Annotated in this window: 12 protein-coding genes; 6 read left to right on the forward strand and 6 right to left on the reverse strand. The window is 67.7% G+C overall.

The window, feature by feature from the left end; all coding sequences use genetic code 11:
* Nucleotides 1-57 precede the first annotated feature (57 nt).
* The gene (locus tag IB268_RS12560; RefSeq protein WP_192354329.1) at nucleotides 58-1494 is read left to right on the forward strand and encodes an RNA polymerase factor sigma-54; all 1437 of its coding nucleotides are present in this window, start codon (nucleotides 58-60) and stop codon (nucleotides 1492-1494) included.
* Between the two features lie 27 nt (nucleotides 1495-1521).
* Here the strand turns inward: IB268_RS12560 and IB268_RS12565 are convergent, their stop codons facing one another.
* The 3 genes from IB268_RS12565 to IB268_RS12575 all read right to left on the reverse strand — a co-directional run bounded on the left by IB268_RS12565 (nucleotide 1522) and on the right by IB268_RS12575 (nucleotide 6729).
* A complete protein-coding gene (locus IB268_RS12565; protein ID WP_192327941.1) occupies nucleotides 1522-4530 on the reverse strand; it encodes a GAF domain-containing protein in 3009 nt (1002 codons plus the stop codon).
* Between the two features lie 98 nt (nucleotides 4531-4628).
* Complete coding sequence (locus tag IB268_RS12570) at nucleotides 4629-5339, reverse strand: DUF2325 domain-containing protein (RefSeq protein ID WP_192327943.1); 711 nt, start codon at nucleotides 5337-5339, stop codon at nucleotides 4629-4631.
* A gap of 82 nt (nucleotides 5340-5421) precedes the next feature.
* Nucleotides 5422-6729, reverse strand: a complete 1308-nt coding sequence (locus IB268_RS12575; RefSeq protein ID WP_192354330.1) for an MFS transporter — start codon at nucleotides 6727-6729, stop codon at nucleotides 5422-5424.
* A gap of 104 nt (nucleotides 6730-6833) precedes the next feature.
* On the opposite strand from IB268_RS12575, the gene IB268_RS12580 reads away from it, so the two are divergent.
* Nucleotides 6834-7724 (forward strand): LysR family transcriptional regulator, encoded by an 891-nt coding sequence (locus IB268_RS12580; RefSeq protein ID WP_192354331.1) that lies wholly within the window; start codon nucleotides 6834-6836, stop codon nucleotides 7722-7724.
* A gap of 145 nt (nucleotides 7725-7869) precedes the next feature.
* Nucleotides 7870-9525, forward strand: a complete 1656-nt coding sequence (locus IB268_RS12585; RefSeq protein WP_370540014.1) for a mucoidy inhibitor MuiA family protein — start codon at nucleotides 7870-7872, stop codon at nucleotides 9523-9525.
* A gap of 5 nt (nucleotides 9526-9530) precedes the next feature.
* On the opposite strand, the gene IB268_RS12590 is transcribed toward IB268_RS12585, so the two are convergent.
* Nucleotides 9531-10841: a ferric reductase-like transmembrane domain-containing protein gene (locus IB268_RS12590; RefSeq protein WP_175160516.1), complete on the reverse strand. Its 1311-nt coding sequence runs from the start codon at nucleotides 10839-10841 to the stop codon at nucleotides 9531-9533.
* 189 nt (nucleotides 10842-11030) lie between these two features.
* Nucleotides 11031-12257 carry an EAL domain-containing protein gene (locus IB268_RS12595; RefSeq protein WP_125472102.1) on the reverse strand — a complete coding sequence of 409 codons (1227 nt, stop codon included), beginning with the start codon at nucleotides 12255-12257 and terminating at the stop codon, nucleotides 11031-11033.
* 241 nt (nucleotides 12258-12498) lie between these two features.
* On the opposite strand from IB268_RS12595, the gene IB268_RS12600 reads away from it, so the two are divergent.
* Complete coding sequence (locus IB268_RS12600) at nucleotides 12499-13632, forward strand: 3-deoxy-7-phosphoheptulonate synthase (RefSeq protein WP_054454226.1); 1134 nt, start codon at nucleotides 12499-12501, stop codon at nucleotides 13630-13632.
* A 36-nt stretch (nucleotides 13633-13668) separates the two neighbouring features.
* On the opposite strand, the gene IB268_RS12605 is transcribed toward IB268_RS12600, so the two are convergent.
* Nucleotides 13669-14901, reverse strand: coding sequence for an FAD-binding oxidoreductase (locus IB268_RS12605; protein ID WP_192354332.1), 1233 nt, complete (start codon nucleotides 14899-14901; stop codon nucleotides 13669-13671).
* Nucleotides 14902-15009: 108 nt separating this feature from the next.
* On the opposite strand from IB268_RS12605, the gene IB268_RS12610 reads away from it, so the two are divergent.
* Entirely contained in the window at nucleotides 15010-15609 is a 600-nt protein-coding gene (locus IB268_RS12610; RefSeq protein ID WP_054454224.1) for a GNAT family N-acetyltransferase, read from the forward strand.
* Between the two features lie 69 nt (nucleotides 15610-15678).
* Nucleotides 15679-16149: a hypothetical protein gene (locus IB268_RS12615; RefSeq protein WP_054454221.1), complete on the forward strand. Its 471-nt coding sequence runs from the start codon at nucleotides 15679-15681 to the stop codon at nucleotides 16147-16149.
* Nucleotides 16150-16389: the final 240 nt, after the last annotated feature.

Raw genomic sequence — 16389 nt, forward strand, 5'->3', positions numbered from 1 at the left:
TCTTTGCTTCAGTACAAGGATGGACTGCCGCCGGCAGCCAGTCCCCAGGAGGCTCGATTGGTCTACCCCACGCAAGAACTGCGCCTGCGCCAGCAGATGGCGCTGGCGCCTCGCCTGCAGCAATCCGTCAAGCTGCTGCAGATGACCGCGCTGGAATTCACCACGGCAGTGGAACAGGCCTTGGCCAGCAATCCATTCCTGGAGGATCCCGACGAGCTGGAGGACGACCTGCCGGCCGCCGCGGAGGGCTTTCCTCCTGCTGACCCGCCCCAGCCCGCGCCGCTGGAGCCTGCGCCCCAGGATGATCTGCCCCCGCCTGATGCTCCCGCCTATTCCGGCGACTACCCCACGCGCGCGCAGGGCGACGGCCCGGACCGGGACCAGGGATTGTGGGTCAGCGCACCCATATCGATGAGCCAGCGCTTGTCCCAGGAACTGGGCAACTATCAATTGCAGGCGCGCGACCGCCTGCTTGCCGAGTACATCATCGACGCGCTGGATGACGACGGCTATCTGCGCACGCCGCTGTCCAATCTGTGGGAAGACGCGCCGCGCGGCGCCGAGCCCGTTCCGGATGAATGCGAATGGATGACTGCGCTGCGCCTGGTCCAGCAATTGGATGCACCGGGCCTGGCCGCGCGCGATCTGGCCGAGTGCCTGACGCTGCAGCTGGCGGCGGCAACCGGCATCAGCGACGAGTTGCGGACGCTCGCCCTGCGCATCGTGCACGAGCAACTCGAGCGGCTGGCCCGCAACGACTGCGTCGGCTTGCGCCAGCAGCTGGGCTGCTCCGAGGACGCCTTGCGCGAGGCCTGCGCGCTGATCCGCAGCCTGGACCCGAAGCCCGGCGGCCGCTATAGCGCCGAAGCGCCTGTCTACGTCGTACCCGACGTATTCGTCGACAAATGGCAATCGCGCTGGCGCGTGCTGCCCAACCGCAACGCCATGCCCCAGGCGCGGCTGCACCAGACCTATGCCGAATTGTTCCGGCGCGCTCGCCTGGACGACCGCAGCCCCATGGCCCAGGAGCTGCAGGAAGCCCGCTGGCTGGTGCGCAACGTCGAACAGCGCTACATCACGATCCAGCGCGTGGCCGAAGCCATCGTCAAGCGCCAGCAGACCTTCTTCGAATATGGCGACGTGGCCTTGCGGCCGCTGATGCTGCGCGAGGTCGCGGATGACCTGGACATGCACGAATCCACGGTGTCGCGCGCCACCGTCGGCAAGTACATGGTGACGCCGCGCGGGGTGTTCGAGTTCCGCCACTTCTTTTCGCGCGAACTGGCCACCGACACCGGCGGGTCCTGCTCCGCCACGGCGGTGCGGGCCCTGATCAAGGAGATGGTCGAGGCCGAGGATCCGGCCATGCCGCTCTCGGACGTGGCCTTGACCCAGCAACTGGCGGCCAGCGGCATACTGCTGGCGCGGCGCACGGTATCCAAGTACCGCGGGCAATTGCGCGTGCCTCCCGCGGAACTGCGCCGCCGTCACTAGGCCGGCGCCGGCCAGGGCTTGCGCGGACTAGTGGCGGGACTCCTGCCCCGGCCTGCCGGGCGCGCTGTCCAGCATGCCCTGCACGCGCTCGGTCAGCTTGTCCAGCTGGAAGGGTTTGACGATCAGCTCCAGCCCCTGTTCAAGAAAGCCCTGGCCGCGCGCCGCGCTTTCGGCATATCCCGTCATCAGCAGCACGCGCAGGCCGGGACGCGCCACGCGGGCGGCGTCGGCCAGTTGCCGGCCATTGAGCCCCGGCAGCCCCACATCGGTTACCAGCAGGTCGATGCCGCGCGCGGATTGCAGCAGGTCCAGGCCGGCCTCGCCGTCCACCGCCGTCAGCACCTCCAGGCCGAGTTCGGCCAGGCATTCGCGCACCATTTCCCGCACGTTCGCATCGTCTTCCACCACCAGCACGACTTCCTTGCGCGCTGCGCCGGGCGTAGCGGCCGCCGGGCGTTCGCCATCCTGCACGCTTTCGGGCGCGCCGTCGTAGCGCGGCAGGAATAGCCTGACCGTGGTGCCCACGTCCACCGTGCTCTCCAGGCTGGCCGCGCCGCCAGCCTGCCTGGCGAAGCCGTAAATCATGGACAAGCCCAGCCCGGTGCCCTGGCCCAAGGGCTTGGTGGTGAAGAACGGGTCGAAGGCGTGCGCCAGCACGTCTGGCGGCATGCCGCAACCCACGTCCGTCACCGATACTTCCACGTAGCGTCCCGCATGCTCTCCGGCGCAGAGCGACAGGAGCGGATCGTGCGGCTCCACATTGCGCGCGGCAACCGTCAGCGCGCCGCCGTTCGGCATGGCGTCGCAGGCGTTGATCACCAGGTTCAGCATGGCATTCTCGAACTGGTTCTTGTCGCAGCAGACCGCCCACAATTCCTGCGGCAGGTCCAGCCGCAGGGCCACGCGTTCGCCGGTGTAGCGGTGGAACAGCGCCACCATGGACTGCAGCGCGGAGGCCACGCAGAACGGTTTGGGGTCAATGGGCTGGCGGCGCGAAAAAGTCAGTAGCCGCTGGGTCAGGTGCGCCGCCCGGTTCGCCGAATCCATGGCGACGTCCACGAAACGCAGCGCCTGTTCCGGCGCGCCGGCCGTGATCTTGCGTTGCACCAGGTAGAGCGCGCCCGAGATCCCCTGCAGCATATTGTTGAAATCGTGGGCGATGCCGCCGGTCAGGCGTCCCACCGCTTCCATCTTCTGCGACTGCCGCAGCGCGTTCTCGGTGTCGCGCAAGGCCTCGGCCTGCTGCTTCAGGTCGGTGTCGTCCCGCCCCGTCATGTACAGGCTGTCCTGGGTCCAGGACATGCTCCATGTAATCCAGCAATAGCCGCCGTCGCGCTTGAGCAGGCGGTTTTCCAGATGCCTTGCGCCGGGACGCGGACCCGCGTCGCCCGAAGACCAGCCCCAGGCCGCCAGCGTCGCCGCCAGATCGTCCGGATGGATCAGGTCGGCCAGCGCCAACGACATGAACTGCTCAGGGGTCCAGCCTAGAATGGGCCGCACCGCAGGGTTGACGCTGACGAAGCGCCCTTGGCGGTCGACCACCGCAAGCAGTTCCGGCGAAAGGCGCCAGATCCGGTCGCGCTCCGCGATCGCGTCTTCCACGCGCTGTTCCAGCATGCGCGAATACTGCGAACGCTCGACCGCGCCGCACATGCGCTCGGCCACTTCCTCGAGGAAGGCGATATCGCTGTTCTTGAGCCTGCTGCCCGATGCGGGACATGCCAACATCGCGCCGGTATGCCGGCCCCAGCGCCGCAGCGGCACGACGATGGCCCATGGTCGGATCTCGCCGCCGGCTTCTCCCAGCAGCGGCGCCAGGTATGTGGTGCGCCCCAGCCGCAAGGCCGCGTGATAGTCGTCGCCCAAGGCATCGAGCGTGTGCGGCGGCTGGCCAAGCAGCGTGGACCCCGGGGGCCAGACCGAAGATATGGCGGGAGCCTGGTCTTCGCCCTGCGTATCCAGCACCGCCATCTGGCCAAGCGCCAGATGCAGGCACAGCCCTTCGCACGCGGCCTGCTCTATGTCCTCCTGGCGATGCAGCTCGCGCATGCGGTCGCCCAGCGCGCCGAGGTAATTCTTGCGGTGCTGCCCTTCCCACAGCTCGGCCTCGGCCCTCTTGCGCGCCGTCACGTCCAGGAACAACGCCATCATCCTGTCGGTTCCGTCCTTGCGCGCGCGGGCCTCGTACCAGGCCTCCGTGGGCGCGGGCACCATGAACTCGAACTGGGCCGGCTCGCCGGTCTCGATGACCTGGGCGAACGTATCCATGATCTGGCCGGGCACGCCGGGAATCATCTCGCGCAGTGTATGGCCCAGGGTATCGCCTTCCTTCATGCCTGTCTGGCGCTCGAAGGCGGGGTTCACCTCCAGAAAGCGGAAATCGACGATGCGGCCGGCGTCGTCGCGCAATGCCTCACTGAGAAAAAACGCTTCCTGCATGCCGGCAAACATGGCGCGCCAGCGTTCGCCGCTCTGGCGCAGCGCCAACTCCGTCAGATGGCGTTCTATTGCCAGGGCGGCGCTACGCGTGACCAGCGCGATCGCGTCGATATCGTGGGCGGAGGGCGAACGCACCACGCCGTAGTAATTGGAGAAGACGCCCAGCAGACGGCCGTCGGGCGCCTTGATCGGGGTGGACCAGCAGGCCCGCAGGCCGTGGGACAAGGCCAGGTCGCGCCAGCGCGCCCAACCGGGGTTCAAGGCGATATCTTCGACGTAGACCGGGCTGCCGGTGTATGCGGCCTCGCCCCAGGACGCGCTGTCCGGGCCGATAACGGCCTTGTGCACCGCGCTGTTGTAGGCGGCCGGCAGGCTGGGCGCGGCGCCATGCACCAGAAAGCCGCCGCTTTCATCCACCAGCGCGATGGAAGTGCGCAGTTCCACGCTGGACTGCGCCTCGATGGCATGCAGCACGTGCTCCAGCACCTCGGCCAGCGGCATGCCGGCGGCTATGCGCTGCAACATGATGCGCTCGTCTTCCAGGCGGGCAAGCGTGTCCGTCCAGGGTAGCGCCACTCGGTCCCGCTTGGTCAGCATGTCGGCCCCCTTGCCCCTAGACTGTATTGCGGCAATGGCCGCGCAGCCGAAACGCTAGGTAACGCGACGCTACGGTTAGCGCGCGGGAGACGGACGAATCAAGCGTCCGTCTTCAGCGGTGCACGCTCCAGCCGCAGCGCCTGCAAGGCTTCGGGCTTGTCGACCAGCACGCATTGTTTACCGGTGCGGGTGCAATGGTCCTTCACGCGCCAGTAGGCGCCGTGGCTGACGCAACCGGTCTGGCAGATCACCAGGTCCGCAGCCACCAGGCTGGCTTCCAGCGTGTCGCCATCGGCATCCGCGCCGCCATCATGGCCGAGATAGCGCCCGCCGGCCAGTTCGACCACCTTGCGCGTCAGCGCCAGGGCCACCGCGTCCTCGCCCACGCACAGCACCGCCTTCTCGCGCAGCACCACGGCTGACGGCGCGGGACGCCAGGCGGGCGGTTCCGAGAGCGTTTCGAGTTCACGTGCGGCAGCGCCGGTCCGCCCTTGCCAGGCCAGGCGTTCACGCATGAGCGTCTGCACGCGCTCCATCAGCTGGGCGACGCTGCGCGCCAGCGCCACGCGCTTGGGCAGGCCTGGAATGGAAGTCTCCAGCGTCTTGCGGTCTTCACGCGCCCAAGCCAGCGCGGTGTCGCGCACGATGACGGCTGCGCGCAGGCGCATGGCCTCGCTCTCCAGATACAGGATGCGCGCGGCCTGGGCTGCCAGGAGCCGGCTGCAATGCGCTTGCGCCTGCCCGTAGGCGGCGAGCAGCGCGGCATGTTCGCGTTGCAGGTTCTGGCTGTCGGGAGAGGTAGGATTCATCGCGGCCCTCGGAACTGGATGGGATGGCGCTCACCGAGCGTGCCGCAAATTATAAATGAGAATTACTAGCTTTTAGGCCATCCTAGGATATGCCCCGCCCCACCGCGGCGGATGCCGGCACGCGGCCCGTGCGCTTGTACAGGCCGGCGCTGATCGCCAGCGCCAACGCGAGCAGCCCGCCGGCCATCGCGGCCACGCCGGGCCACTGGCCCGTGGTCCAGAAGTGTCCGCCCAGCGATCCGAGCACGCTCGATCCCACGTAGTACACCAGCAGATAGAGCGACGCCGCCAGCGCCTTGTAGCCGCGCGCCATCTGTCCGACCCAGCCGCTGGCGACGGCGTGGGCCGCGAAAAAGCCGAAGGTGAACACCACGATCCCGGCGATCAGCAGAGGCAGCCAGTTGGACAGCGTCAGCAGCAACCCCGCCAGCGCCAAGCTGGTGGCGGCCGACAGCATCGCGCCGCGTCCATGGCGGTCGGCCAGGCGGCCGAACCAGGTCGAGGCGAAGATGCCGACCAGATAGACCACGAAGATGAAGCCAATGAAGGTCTGGCTCAGCGAAAACGGCGGCAGCAGCAGGCGAAAGCCCACGTAGTTGTAGACCGTGACGAACGCGCCCATCAGCAGGCCGCCCAGCGCGAACAGCCCGCACAGGGGGCCATTTTTCAGGTGCGAGGCTGCGCCTGCGCGCACATCGCCCCACACGCCAGCCCAGCCCCGGCCCCGCTGGGGCGCGAACCTGCGCGACGCAGGCAACAGCCAGACGAACAGCACCGCCGCCACGATACCCAGGAGGCCCAGCGTGCCCAGCGCGGCGCGCCAGCCGAAATGATCCGACACCAGGCCGGTGATGACGCGGCCGGACAAGCCGCCGAACGCGCTGCCGCCGATGTACAGGCCCATGGCGAAACCCAGGGTTCCTGGCTCGACCTCTTCGGCCAGGTAGGCCATGGCCAGCGCCGGCACGCCGCCCATGGCCAGCCCTTGCAGCGCGCGCAGCGCCAGCAGGCTGTGCCAGTCGGGCGCGGCGGCGGCGATGGTGCCGAGCACGGCGGACGCGAACAGCGACAGCGCCATGGCGCGTTTGCGCGGCACGGCTTGTGAAAACAAGCCCACGAAGAAGATGGCGACGGCCAGGAAAGCGGTGCACAGGGACAGCACCAGGCTGCTCTGCGCGGGCGACACGCCGAACGCATGGGTGAACAGCGGCATCAGCGGCTGCACGCAATACAGCAGGGAAAAAGTGGAGAAACCGGCCGCGAACAAGGCCCACTGGGCGCGCCGCAAACCGGGCGTGCCGCGGGCGAGATGATCGGTGGAAGCAGAGACAGGCTCCGCCGGCGCGGACGCGGCGGTTGGGGATGAGGGACTGGCTAATGGGGCAGACATCGGGATTCTCGAGAACAGCGGGCATGCAGCCCACGCCACCAAGGTAGACTTTTCCCCTGCATATGTCCAATATATGAAAGTCGTCCCGACCATATTTAATAACGATGGAATTGCGCCACCTGCGGTATTTCACCGCCGTCGCCGAAGAGCTGCACTTCACGCGCGCCGCCGCCAGGCTGGGCATAGGCCAGCCGCCGTTGAGCCAGCAGATCCAGCAGCTGGAACGCGAAATCGGCACCCCGCTGTTCCTGCGCCTGCCGCGAGGCATCGCGCTGACCGAGGCCGGCTCCCAGTTCCTGGAAGACGCCCGCGCCATCCTCGCCAGCGCCGACCGCGCCATCGACACGGCCCGCCGGCTGGGCCGCGGGGAACGCGGAGCAATCACCGTGGGATTCACGGCGTCCGCGGTGTTCCACCCCTACCTGCCCCGCGCCATCCGGGCGTACCGGGACCGGTATCCCGACGTGCGCGTCACGCTCACCGAGAGCAATACGGTCACGCTGCTGCGCGGCCTGCGCGCCGGCGACGTCGACGTGGCCTTCGTGCGGCCTCCCTATGTGCTGGACCCGGAGTTCGAGTCCGAGCGCGTGCTGGACGAACCCATGCTGGTGGCCCTGCCGCCAGACCATGCGCTGAGCCGCAAGCGCAGCGTGCCCATCGCCGCGTTGGCGGACGAGGACTTCGTGCTGTATCCGCGCCCCATCGGCGCGGGCCTGTACGACGCCATCATGTCGGCGTGCCAGCGCGCCGGCTTCGTGCCGCGGGTCATCCAGGAAGCGCCGCAGATGGCCTCCATCGTGAGTCTGGTGGCTGCCGGCGTGGGCATTTCGGTCGTGCCTGCGGCGATGCGGCACATGGGCGCGCAAGGCATCGAGTACCGGCCCATCAAGGGCGACGCGCCGCACGCCCTGCTGGACATGGCCTACCGCCGCCACGACCGCTCGACCGCGGCGGGCAACGCCGTGGACATGCTGCGCGCGCTGGCCCACCCCTAGGCCGCGCTACGGTATCGCCCTGTCGCGTTTGTCATTTTCTGTAAGATCAGCGTCCGGGCCGCAATGTAAATTTGGCGCGCGCGGCGGTCCGTCCCTGTCCAAGGACACGGCGTCGCGCGATTCCAACCTGTACAAAGGTGAAATAGTGCGACGTACCCTTCTGGCCTTGGCCATCGCGACGATCCCCGGCCTGGCCGCAGCCGCCGGACTGCCTTCCTCCATCGGTTCCGTGACCGTCTACCAGGACCGCGCCGTCGTGACGCGCGCCGCCAGCAGCGAGCTGGCCGCCGGCGAACACGAGCTGGTGCTGGAGAAGCTGCCGGCCAGCCTGCAGGAAAATTCGCTGCAAGTCTCGGCCAAGAGCACCGGCCAGGCGACATTGCTGGACGTGAAGGTGCGCGACGCCTATCAGGCAGACACCGCCAACGAGCGCGTCAAGCTGCTGGAGGAACAGGTACGCAAGCTGCAAGGCCAGCAGGCGCTGCTGGACGACGAGGCCGCGGTGCTGGACAACCAGCGCGAGCTGGTGCTGATGGTGCAGCGGGGCGCCACCGAACCGTCGAAGGACGGCGCGCGCCTGACGCTGGACGAACTGAAGGCGATCCAATCGCTGAGCGCGGACTCCCTGGCCAAGTCGCTGGCCGGACTGCGCCGGGTGGCCGAACAGAAAGAGGTGCTGGAGCGCGAGCTGACCGCCTTGCAGAACCAGCTGGATCAGCTGCAAAGCTCGCTCAACCGCCGCACCAAGACCGTCACCCTGCGCGTCAACCTGGCCCGCGCGGGCAAGCTGGACCTGAACGTTTCCTACGCCGTGGCCGGCGCCCGCTGGACGCCCGCATACGATGCGCGCCTGCGCCCGGCCGATCGCAGCGTGGACCTGGGCTATTTCGGCGTCATCCGCCAGGACACCGGTGAAGACTGGAATAACGTCAAGCTCACGCTGTCCACCGCAAGGCCCTCGCTGGGCGGCGGCGCGCCCGCGCTGCAGCCGTGGATCGTCGACGTGGCCGCCCCGCCGCCTCCGCCCCGCCCGCGCCCCAGCCCCGCGCCGGTCGCGGCAGCCAGGCAAGAAGCCGAAGCCAAGATGTCGCGCCAGCGCGTCCAGTCCTTCGAGGACGCCGGCGCGCCGGTCGCCGAGATGATTCCCGAGCCGCTGGAGCAGGCGACCGCCCAGGTGCAGGCCGAAGCGACCAGCGCATCGTTCCAGATCAAGAGTCCGGCCACCCTGCCGTCCGACAATTCCTCGCAGCGCGTGGCCATCGCCACGGCCAAGCTGCCCGCCACGCTGCAATACCAGTCCACGCCGGCGCTGCGCGAAGCCATGTTCCTGACCGCGCACGCCAGCAACAACACGGAGTTCCCCTTCCTGGCCGGTTCGCTGAACACCTTCCTGGACGACGCCTTCGTCGCGGCCAGCTCCATGAAGGCGGTGATGCCCGGCGAGAAGCTCGAATTGGCGCTGGGCGCCGACGAAGGCATCTCGATCAAGCGCCAGCTGGTCAACCGCTATACCGAAAGCACCGGCTTTTCGGGCAGCGGCAAGCGCGTGACCTACGAGTACAAGATCACGGTCAAGAACAACAAGGCCACCAAGGAGCAAGTGTCGTTCAAGGACCGCCTGCCCATCTCGCGCAACGAGAAGATCGTGGTCAAGCTGTTGTCGCCGGCAGACCGCGAGATCAAGCGCGAGGAAGACGGCAAGCTGGTATGGGACTGGGAAATGGAGCCCGGCAAGTCGCGCGAGACGGTGCTGAAGTTCTCGGTCGACTATCCGGGCGACATCGAGGTGTCCGGCATCTGACGCGCTCAGCGCATCTGGAACGCCTCTTGGTGAAACAGCTCGCTCACCGGCATGCCGCGCCGGTGCAGCCCGTCCTTCAAGGCATCGGCGAATCCCGCCGGGCCGCAGAACCACACGCTGGGCCATGCCGCGCCCGGCTTGTGGTCCGCGGCCAGCTCGGCGGCCGTCAGCGGCCGTTGGGTATCGCTGTAGCGCACATGCAGGGTCACGTTCGGCACGCGCGCGCATAGCGCTTTCAGGTGATCCGCGAACGGCGCGTCGTCGGCGTTGCGGGCGCAGTAGTACAGGGTCGCGACCGGTGCGGTATCCGGGTCCGTCTGCAAGGATTCCATCCATGAAATGAACGGCGTGACGCCGATGCCCGCGGCCACCCAGATCTGCGGCCGCCCATCGTCGCGCTGGAAGTCGAAGCAGCCGTAAGGGCCTTCGATGATGACGTCCTGCCCCACTTGCAGGCTGCGCTGCAGACGCCGCGTGTAATCGCCCAGCGCCTTGATCGAGAACTGCACCCGGCCGGTGCCGTCGTCCGCGCCGGACACCGTAAAGGGATGCGCGCCCTCGCGCCGGTCCGCGGTCAGGAAGGCGAACTGCCCGGCGCGATGGTGCCAGTTGCCCTCCACCCTACAGGTCAGCGCCAGGATGTCGTCCGAAAGATGGTCGATGGCCAGCACCTGCCCCCTGTAGCGGCGCCCGCGTCCGATATTGCCGGTCAGCGCCATGACGGCGCAAACCGTTCCCACCGCCGTGCACAGCGCCACCAGCCAGCCGGCGGGCTGCCACCACCAGGCGGCCGGCGTCAGGACCACGCCATGGAAGGCGACCACCAGGAAGATCACCGCGGCGATGCGGTGGACCTGGCGCCAGATGTGATACGGAAAGCGCCGCCACAAGGTGAGCAACACCATCGCGGCCAGGATCCACACGGCCCATTCGCCGATGTCCTTGGCGGATCCGCGGAACACGTCCAGCAAAGCGGCCGCGCGCGGCGTCTTGGGCACGGGGTCGAACAACGCCAGCAGCAGCGGCTTGCCCAGCTTGATCAGGTAATGCGCCGCCGCCAGCGCGGCAGCCAGGATGCCGCTCCATTTGTGCAGCCGGTACATCTTGTCCAGCCCGCCCATCCGCGTTTCCAGCCACATGGGGCGCACCGCCAGCAGCATGATCAGGGCCATGACCGCGTAGGCGCCCAGGCCCGTCAGCAGGATGAGCTGATCGCGCGCGGTCCAGACGTTGAGTTCGGCCGGCGGTTGCGCCCAATAGGCGCCGGCCCAGGCCAGCAGGGAAATCAGCAGAACAGCGGCCAGTATGCGTCGCATCGGTTCATCGCTCCATCTTGGGGACCGCGCCACCGTGCGCAGCCCGCATGAAGCCATGGTAAATCCGCCCGTGGGGGCAATTTTCCATGCGCGGGCGCAGTCTTGATCGGGGTCAAGTCCGCCGACAATCGGGAGGGCCCGCAGGAGCCCGGCCTGCGCCAGGATACCCCATTGCGCCGCGCGGATGACTCAATGGCTGCGGCAGAATTCGAAGAAGGCGTCGGGTTCCAGCGGCACGGAAATGCCGTAGCCTTGCGCCACGTCGCAGCCCAGTTCGCGCAGCAGCTCCACGTCGCGCTCGTGCTCCACCCCTTCGGCGACCACGCGCCGGCCCAGCACGCGGCCCATTTCGATGGCGGCGGCGACCACCGCGCGCGACGCGGGCTCGCGATGCATATGGACGATGAAGTCGCGGTCTATCTTCAGTTCGGTGAAGGGCATGGCCGAGAACAGGCGCATGGACGCGATGCCCGCGCCGAAGTCATCCATCGCCAATTCAAAGCCGCGCACGCGCAGCAGGTTCAGCGCCGAAGACAAGGCCAGCCAATCGGTCACCGGCTCGTCCTCGGTCAGCTCGACCTTGATCAGCCGGGCCGGCAGGCCGGCCTGCGCCACGCGCTGCTCCAGCAGGCCCGGCAGGTCGCGCGAACACAATGTGGAGGCCGAGGCGTTGATCGCGATGGGCACGGCGATGTCCTCGGCATGCATGCGCTGCTGCAGCTCCAGCACCGTGTCGGTCACCCGGCAGAACAAGGTCCGGTCCAGTCCCAGCCGATGCGCCGCAGGCACGAAGTCCGCCGCCGGAATCGCGCCCAGTTCGGGGTGGTCCCAGCGCGACAGCGCCTCGGCGGCCAGCACGCGCCCTGTCGACAAGCTCATCTGCGGCTGCAGCACCACGCTCATGCCCTGCCCCGTGATCAGCGCATGGCCCAGCGCCGCCTCGATGACGTCGCGCCGAAGCGAGCGCGGCCGGGGCGAGGCGGCATCGTCCTCATCGATGCTGCGCAGCGCCGTCTTGATGGCCTGCTGCATGGCCGTGCGGGACACCGGCTTGGACAGCGCCTGCGCGGACGGACAGCCGGCCTGCAAGGCCAGCCGCACATGCGACTGCAACAGTTCATCGCTGAGGCTGCTGATCCAGATGATGGGCGGCATGCTCTTGAGCCGCCCGGCGTCCACCAGGCGCCGCAGTTCGTTCGGCAGCCGCGTGCCGTCGCCCTCGCCCGTGACGATATCGCTGATGACCACGTCGTAGAACTGGCGCGCCAGCGCGCTGACCGCTTCTATGCTGCTGCCCAGGCCGGCGACCCGGCGGAAACCCAGCGCCAGCAATACGTTCTGCAGATAGGCGCGTTCAACCGGATGGTCTTCGACGAGAAGTATCCGTCGGGTCCCGCCGGGTTCCGTTTTAGGCATGGTCTACCGTCCTACTCATATAGGGCGGGCCCCCGCAGGCGGCCGCTGGAAAACTGTGTACACCATGCTAAGGCATCTGCGCGCGCCCTGTCGTTATCGCTAACGGGTTAATGCAGCCCCATCGCCGATAGTCGTAGTATTCGCGGCATCAGCCAGACGGAGGCAGCCTTCCGTCGCCCCACGGCGCGGCCGGTGCCATAATAGATGTCTTTCTTTCCGCATCTACGGCACGGAGCTACCCTTGACCCGCATTGACGACCCCCTGCACGACCGCGAGGTCGGCGCGGCCGACTCCACCCAGGACAACACGCGCACCGACGACACCCGCATCAGCGCGGTGCGCCCCTTGATCTCGCCCGCCCTGCTGCAGGATGAACTGCCGGTGTCGGCCGAGATCCAGACGCTGGTCGAGCAAAGCCGCGTCCAGATCGCCGACGTGCTGCACGGCCGCGACGACCGCCTGGTGCTGGTGGTGGGCCCCTGTTCCATCCACGACCATGGCCAGGCCATGGAATACGCGCGCCTGCTGCGCACCGCCGCCGAACAGCACCAGAAAGACTTGCTCATCGTCATGCGCGTGTACTTCGAGAAGCCGCGCACCACCGTGGGCTGGAAGGGCTATATCAACGACCCGCGCCTGGACGGCAGCTTCCGCATCAATGAAGGCCTGCGCCGCGCGCGCGAACTGCTGCTGGACATCAGCGGCCTGGGCCTGCCGATCGCCACCGAATTCCTGGACCTGCTCAGCCCGCAATACATTGCCGACCTGATCGCCTGGGGCGCCATTGGCGCGCGCACCACCGAAAGCCCCAGCCACCGACAGCTGAGTTCCGGCCTGAGCTGTCCGCTGGGCTTCAAGAACGGCACCGACGGCGGCGTGCAGATCGCCGCCGACGCCATGGTCGCGGCCAGCGCCAAGCACGCTTTCATGGGCATGACCAAGATGGGCATGGCCGCCATCTTCGAGACCCGCGGCAACCAGGACACCCACGTCATCCTGCGCGGCGGCAAGCAAGGCCCGAACTACGACGCGGCCAGCGTCGACGCCTGCTGCGCCGCCCTGCGCGCCGCCGGCCAGCGCGAACAGGTCATGATCGACTGCTCGCACGCCAACTCCAACAAGTCGCATCTGCGCCAGGTCGACGTGGCCAACGATATCGCCGCCCAGATCGCCCAGGGCGACGGCCGCATCACCGGCGTGATGATCGAAAGCCATCTCGAAGAAGGCCGCCAGGACCTGAAGCCCGGCCTGCCGCTGCGCCGCGGCGTGTCCATCACGGACGCCTGCCTGGGCTGGTCGCAGACCGCGCCGGTGCTGGAAACGCTGGCCCTGGCCGTGCGCCAGCGCCGCGAAAAGGCCGCAAAACCGGCCTGAGAACCGCGGCTCTCGGGTCTCTTGCCGCGTACGGCCTCAGCGGCCGACGCGGTAAGGCGCCGGATCCATGTCCGGCGCCTGGCCGGTGATCATGCTTGCCAGCAGCTTGCCCGTCACCGGACCCAGCGTGAAGCCATGATGCGCATGGCCGAACGCCAGCCACAAGCCGGGATGGCGCGGCACCGGTCCGATGACCGGCCGCATGTCCGGCATGCAAGGCCGGCAACCCATCCACGGTTCGCGCTCCACGGCCTCGCCCAGCGGCAGCAGTTGCCGCGCCAGCGTCCGCGTGCGCTCGATCTGGATCGGTGAAGGCGGCGCATCGCGCGCCGCGAATTCCGCGCCCGTGGTCAGGCGCACGCCCAGGGTCATGGGCGTCACGACGAAACCGCTTTCGATATCCGCCACCGGGTGCGACAAGGTCGCCCCCTCTTCCAACGCGTAATGCTGGTGATAGCCGCGCTTGACCGCCATGGGGATGCGATAGCCCAGCGGGCGCAGGACGTCCGGCGACCACGGGCCCAGCGCCACCACCACGTCGCGGGCCTCGATCGGCCCTTGTTCTCCCTGCACCTGCCAACCCTTGCCTGACGGCTTGAGGCTGCGCGCGTCGCCGCGCGCCAGCACGCCGCCGCGCCGCTCGAACAAGGCCGCGTAGCCGCGCGTCACCGCGCCCGGGTCCGACACATTGACCGGATCCAGCCAGTGCACCGCGCCCGCCATGCGCGACAGCGAAGGTTCCAGCGCCGCCAGCGCCTTGCGGTCCAGCACGCGGTGGTTCAGCCCGTAAGGCGCGAGCGCTTGGGCCTCGGCCACGGCCCGGGCCAGGCCGGCCTCGCTGCGCATGCCATCGATCCAGCCGCTGCGCCGGAACAGGTGGGAGATGCCGGCCTCGTCCTTGAGCGCGTCATGTTCGGCGACGCAGCGCTCGATCAACGGCAGCATGGCCTCGGCCGCGCGCGCCAGCCGCGACGGCGCCGAATGCCACCAGTAACGCAGCAGCCATGGCGCGATGCGCGGCAAAAAGCGCGGGTGATAGCTCACGTCAGGCGTGTTGTTCCTGGCATAGCGCCACAGGCTGCGCCAGTCGCGCGGGAAGGCATAGGGAATCACGCTGGCCCGTTCGATCAGGCCCGCGTTGCCATAGCTGGTTTCCTCGCCAGGGCCGCGCCGGTCCAGCAGCACCACTGAACGGCCGCGCGCCGCCAGATGCAGGGCGGTGCTCACCCCGACGATGCCCGCACCCAGGACCAAGGCGTCTGTTTTCATGCGGCGCATTCTGCGCTTGCGTGCGGTGTTCGGCAAGGGCGCGCGCGCGTAGAATCCCCGGCTGCACGCCCTGCCCTCCGCGCCCACGCTCCAATCGAGGAATACGTCATGACCAGCCCCCGCCTGCAACCCGTCACGCTCGCCGGCGAGGTCGTACGCCTGGAACCGCTGACCGCCAGCCATGCCGCGCCGCTTGCGCAGGTGGGCCTGCACCCCGAACTGTGGCGTCTGCAACCCGAGCCCGTGCAGACGCTGGACGATATGCAGCGCTATGTCGACCGTGCGCTGGCTGGCCAACGCGACGGCAACTGCCTGCCATTCGTCATCGTGCGGCAGGACAACGATCAGATCATCGGCGCGACCCGCTACATGGACATCGCGCTGGCGCACAAACGCCTGGAGATCGGCGGCACATGGCTCACGCCAGCAAGCCAGCGTTCCGGCGCCAATACCGAGGCCAAGTTCTTGTTGTTGCAGCACGCCTTTGAAACAATTGGTATCATGCGGGTTGTATTCAAGACTGAACTGAGCAATATGCAATCGCGCCAGGCCATCCTGCGGATCGGCGGCGTGGAGGAAGGCGTGTTCCGCAAGCACCTGATCGCGCAATCGGGGCGCGCGCGCGACATGGTCTACTTCGCGATCCTCGACGAGGACTGGCCGGCCGTCAAAGCGCGCTTGCTGATGCGCATGCGCCGCGCCGGTTAGCGCGCGCCTCCCGCTCATTTCGCAGCTTGTCCGGGCCGCGAGGCCTGCCCCGCACTATTGAAGCCAGTTATGCAACAGACCTACGCCGCGCCCGCGCGCCACACGATATACATCTACACCGAGGAACAGCGCGGCAACCAGCTGGTCGAGTCGCTGGTGCTCGGCATGCTCTCCGACATATCGGGGTCCGACAAACTCGTGGTGGTGCAGGATCCGCACAGCAGCCTGAAGTTCGTCTATCGCATCGATCACGACAGCAGCAATCTGGACGCCGCGGCAATCACCGAACAGGACGCGTCCCTTTTCAATGGCAAGACCTCGGTCCAGATCAACTCGATGACCTATCGCCTCGGCACGGCCGAGAACGCGATGAAATTGCTGCGTGGCAAAAACCAGTGGATACAGGACAAGGGCGCGGTGCTGTCCGTGCTGCTGCAGAACGCCGCTGCCCGCAAGACCCGCTTCGCCCCGCCCCGCATCGAGCGCGACCGCATGCGCAAGGTACCGCCGGGCGTTGCCGTCGAACACCTGCCTACATAAAAAGCACAGTATCCACAGGGCCGGCCTTATCCACAATTTCTGTGGATAAAAAAGCCTCGAACCCACGGCTGATGGCCGTTCGACCGATGCGCAACGGGCTGCTCATTTTTTGACCACTAAAAGAATGGGCGGCGCGCGGCTGCCATCCTTGATTCTTGACGCGGCGCCGCAGGGGCGATGATGATATTCTCCGCAAGCGCGCGATACGAAAAATATCGCGCTCGCGGACTCCCCCTATAC

This window comes from Achromobacter sp. ACM01, assembly GCF_014851745.1.
Lineage (GTDB): Bacteria > Pseudomonadota > Gammaproteobacteria > Burkholderiales > Burkholderiaceae_B > Achromobacter > Achromobacter aegrifaciens.

What these genes read in the sequence shown, in the direction of transcription:
- IB268_RS12610 (WP_054454224.1), top strand. Translation starts at nt 15,010, where the DNA reads ATGACCAGCCCCCGCCTGCAACCCGTCACGCTCGCCGGCGAGGTCGTA.
- IB268_RS12615 (WP_054454221.1), top strand. Translation starts at nt 15,679, where the DNA reads ATGCAACAGACCTACGCCGCGCCCGCGCGCCACACGATATACATCTAC.
- IB268_RS12570 (WP_192327943.1), bottom strand. Translation starts at nt 5,339, where the DNA reads ATGAATCCTACCTCTCCCGACAGCCAGAACCTGCAACGCGAACATGCC.
- IB268_RS12575 (WP_192354330.1), bottom strand. Translation starts at nt 6,729, where the DNA reads ATGTCTGCCCCATTAGCCAGTCCCTCATCCCCAACCGCCGCGTCCGCG.
- IB268_RS12590 (WP_175160516.1), bottom strand. Translation starts at nt 10,841, where the DNA reads ATGCGACGCATACTGGCCGCTGTTCTGCTGATTTCCCTGCTGGCCTGG.
- IB268_RS12595 (WP_125472102.1), bottom strand. Translation starts at nt 12,257, where the DNA reads ATGCCTAAAACGGAACCCGGCGGGACCCGACGGATACTTCTCGTCGAA.
- IB268_RS12580 (WP_192354331.1), top strand. Translation starts at nt 6,834, where the DNA reads ATGGAATTGCGCCACCTGCGGTATTTCACCGCCGTCGCCGAAGAGCTG.
- IB268_RS12565 (WP_192327941.1), bottom strand. Translation starts at nt 4,530, where the DNA reads ATGCTGACCAAGCGGGACCGAGTGGCGCTACCCTGGACGGACACGCTT.
- IB268_RS12605 (WP_192354332.1), bottom strand. Translation starts at nt 14,901, where the DNA reads ATGAAAACAGACGCCTTGGTCCTGGGTGCGGGCATCGTCGGGGTGAGC.